Below are 4,359 nucleotides of genomic sequence, written 5' to 3' on the forward strand. Positions count from 1 at the left end.
GAAGACGGTGCGGCCCTGATTCATGAGCCATTGTGTACTCTCCTCGCATTCGAATCGCGGCAAGCCCGAAATGGCTTCAACTTATTGCGCAGCTACTACTTGCAGCCATCACCTTGCAACTTAACCGGACAGCAGTGATTCGGCATATAGCCGAAGTAGGCCCAATCAAAAAGTCGCCCCGTCCTCGGAAGCCGGCTTCTTGGACGCGCATCTCGGGAGGGTCTTTCTGAACGATCTTCGCTAACGCGGCTGATGTTAAATGCAGCCTCTCGGTCGTTCTCGAATGCTCGAACTTGGAAGGTTATGGGCTCACCTTCGCGGAGTGGGGGCGATCCTCGGAACCATGAGGTCTTAAAGTAAATATCATGCTCCGGGTTGTCGTCAGCTTCAACAAAACCATAGTTGACAAAAACCCTAACCACTTTCCCAGATTTACGGTCCGCTGCCGGACTCGCCGATTGCGTGTCCATGACTCCCCCGTCCAGCACCTCATTAGAACTCGGCACGAAAGCGAAGTCCACAGCAAACGAATCTTAGTTGAGTAATCGAAGTAACTCGCGCCCACATTGTAGGTTGGCACACCGCGCGAGTTGCGTTAGGCTTGGCGGTTTGCATGTTGAAGGATTTCCTCGCAGGAGCACAGAGATGACATCCACATCATTCACGAAGAAGGTATTCATCACCACCTTGGCGTGGTTGCTGTTCGCTGCCGTTGCGGGCGCGCAGAAAGGCGCGCCGATACCCGCGGAGACGAAAACGCCCGACATCATGGAGAACTGGAAGTTCCGCAACCTCGGCCCGGCGGCGGGCGGCGGGCGCGTGGCGGCGGTGGCGGGAATTCCCGGCAACGCGAATGTCTATTACGTGGGCGCGGCCGCGGGCGGAGTGTGGAAAACCACCGACGCCGGCTTGACCTGGAAGGCGATCTTCGAGAAGCAGCCGACAGCTTCGATCGGCGCGATCGCGTTGGCGCCATCGAACCCGAATCTGGTTTGGGTGGGAACCGGCGAGGCGAACCCGCGCAATGACGTGGTCACCGGAAAGGGCGTGTACTTCTCGCCCGACGCGGGCGCAAGCTGGAAATTCATGGGCCTGGAGAGCGCCGGGCAGATCTCGCAGATCGTAGTGCACCCGTCGAACCCGGACATCGTTTATGTCGGCGTGCTTGGGCACGTGTGGGGCCCGAACCCGGACCGCGGTGTTTTCCGCACCATCGACGGCGGGAAAACATGGCAGAAGGTCCTCTATGTTGACGACAAGACGGGCGCGAGCGACCTGGTAATGGACCCGTCGAACCCGATGGTGCTGTTCGCCGGCATGTGGGAGTTCGTGCGCTCTCCGTGGATGCTGGTGAGCGGCGGCAATCAGACCGGAATCTATCGTTCGACCGACGGCGGGACGACGTGGAAGAAATTGAGCGAGGGCTTGCCCAAGGGGCCACTGGGGCGCGTCGGGCTATCGGTCGCGCCGAGCAACGGCAACCACGTGTACGCGCTGATCGAGGCGAAGAAGGGCACGCTGTGGGACTCGACCGACCTGGGCGAGCACTGGAAGCTGGTCAGCTCCGATGTCCGCTACATCAATCGCGGCTTTTATTTCACCACGCTGTACGTCTCACCGGACAGCGAGAACCACATCTACTTTTTGTCGTATCAGATGCTGGAGTCGCACGACGGCGGTAAGTCGGCACAGGTGATCGGGCGCACGGTGCACGTGGACCATCACGCCTTCTGGATTGACCCGAGAGATCCCAGCCGTATGATCAACGGCAACGACGGCGGTGCGTACGTCTCCACCGACGCGGGCAAGACCTGGCGCTACCTCGACAACATTCCCATCGAGCAGTTCTACATGGTGGCCTTCGACGACAACCGTCCATACCTGCTGTGCGGCGGATTGCAGGACAACAACGGCTGGTGCGGGCCCTCGAACAGCTTGTCACGCGGCGGGATCGTGGGCGCGGACTGGTGGACGGCGGTGGGCGGCGACGGCGAGTACATCGTGCCCGCGGGAGGCAAGTCAAACCTGATTTACGCCGATTCGCAGAATGGGTCGATCACGCGCATGAACCTGACGACGGGCACGTCGGATTTTATGCGGCCGTACCTGCATGGCGTGACCGACATGGCGCCCAAGGATCTGAGGTACCGTTTCAACTGGACTTCACCGATTGCGGCGGCGCCGAACGATTGGAAGACTGTGTATCTCGGGGGCAACGTGCTGTTCCAATCCACCGACGCGGGCAAGACGTGGAACCCGATCAGCCCCGACCTGACGCGCAATGACAAGTCGAAGCAATTGGCCAGCGGCGGCCCGGTGGAGCTGGACATGAGCGGCGCGGAGACGTTTGACACGATCCTGTCCATGGCGCTGTCGCCGAGCGATGCCAACGTGATCTGGGTGGGCACCGACGACGGACTGGTGCAGGTGACGCGCGACGGCGGCAAGACGTGGTCCAACGTCACGCCACCTAAGGTGCCGGAGTGGGGACGCGTGCAACAGATCGAGGTCTCGCCCTTTGCTCCAGGGACGGCGTATGTCGCGCTGGATTACCACCAAGTCGAGAACAACAAGCCGTACGTTTTCAAGACGCATGACTTCGGCAAGACCTGGACTTCCATCGCCAGCGGTCTGCCGGGGGACGATCCGGCGCGCGTGGTGCGCGAGAATCCGAACCAAAAGGGCATGCTGGTGCTCGGCACCGATGCCGGCTTGTTCTATTCGTACGACGAAGGCGGGCGCTGGACGGCGATGAAAGGCAATTTCCCGGCGGCGCCGATTTACGACATCAAGTTCCACCAGGCGAATCATGACCTCATCGTGGCCACGCACGGGCGCGGGCTGTTCGTGCTGGATGACATCACGCCGCTGGAAGAGACGACAGCGCAGGTGCTGGGTAAGGAGTTCCACCTGTATTCGTCACAGCCGGGTGTGAAATGGCGGATGCGAGCGGGCGAGAAGCACGGATTCAGCGCGCGCGGAGATTTTTCGGCGCCGAACCCGCCGACCGGAGTGATCATCTCGTACTACCTGGCTAAGGCAATCGAACCGGGCACGCAGACGCCAGCGCCGGGCGCGGCGGAGCGTACACGGGCGGCAGGCGGTCAGCCTCAGCACCAGGCGAGCGCGCCTTCGCAAGGCGCCGAGGCGGCGCGCGCGGAAGAGGCCGGACCGGAAAAAGAAGAGCAACCCGCCAGCGAGGCCGCCGAAGATCGCGGCCAGCGGCGCGGGCCGGTGAAGATCGTGGTCTCGGATGCGAATGGGCAGGTGGTGCGCACCCTATACGGGCCGGGGAAGCAGGGACTGAGTCGCGTCACCTGGAACATTCGGTATGACGATGCCAAGCGGCTGAACTCGGCGCGGCGTCCGGATGAAGAGAACGAGTTCTTCAATCCGGGCGGGCCGGCGGCGCTGCCGGGGAATTACAAGGTCACAGTGACGGCGGCGGGGAAGACCGAGAACACAGAAGTCGCAGTGGAGTCCGATCCTCGCTTGCCGTTCGACATGGAAGCGGGACGGGCGCAGTTGCAGCAGGCGCTGGAGTTGCGCAAATGGATGAACGCGACCAACGAGTCGCTGAACCGCATGGACAGCCTGCAATCGCAGATCGCGACCGCGCTGCGGCTGCTGGGGCCGGAGGCGGAGAACATCGGGGTGGAGAACGCCGCATATCGGCCGGTTCTGGCGCAGGCGCGCGCTTTGCAGCACAAGCTGAAGGCGGTGGAGGGCGAAGTGTTCAATGCCGCCGGGGTGAACGACCCGATGGCGCGGCTGCATAACCTGGCGCGCTTCCATGACCGCCTGCAAAGCGCGTACCGGGCGGTTTCGCAGCCCTACAACCAGGCGCCGACGCCCCTGGTGATGGAAGACGTGGCGGCGGCGAAGAAGGAACTGGATGTGTTCCTGGCGGAGTTCAACGAGCTATTGCGCACCGACGTGGCGGCATTTAACAAGCTGGCGCTGGAGAAGGGCGCGAATACGCTGTTTGCCGGCGGGCCCATCGAACTCAAGGGCGGGGCGGGGGCAAGTTCAGGACAGTAAGGAAAGAGCCGTTGGTCGTTAGTCGTTCGTCAGGCTCGGCGGTCAACACTGGGTCCAGCCGCAAACGGCCGGCGACCAACGACGAAGTCCATCGCGCGGATTCAATCCCTATTGGGCCGTTCACTCCTCACACCCGCTCGTGACATGGGTCACTGACCCGTGTGCGCCCGGCGAAGGAACATCAGTTGACCGGTGAGGGTGATTTTGTGCCCCGGGCGCGAGGTTCCGTGCGGGACAGCGAACACGGACGGCGGTGGTTCTGGGCGACGCTGGTGCTTTCCAGCATCAGCATCGTGGCGCTGGTGTTCGCCTTCTGGG

Annotated in this window: 1 protein-coding gene; it reads left to right on the forward strand. The window is 62.3% G+C overall.

Features of this window, described 5'->3' with window-relative positions:
- Positions 1–645: 645 nt before the first annotated feature.
- Entirely contained in the window at positions 646–4,041 is a 3,396-nt protein-coding gene (locus LAN64_20530; GenBank protein MBZ5570213.1) for a hypothetical protein, read from the forward strand.
- Positions 4,042–4,359 lie beyond the last annotated feature (318 nt).

The organism is Terriglobia bacterium (genome assembly GCA_020073185.1).
In the GTDB taxonomy this organism is placed as follows: domain Bacteria; phylum Acidobacteriota; class Terriglobia; order Terriglobales; family Acidobacteriaceae; genus JAIQGF01.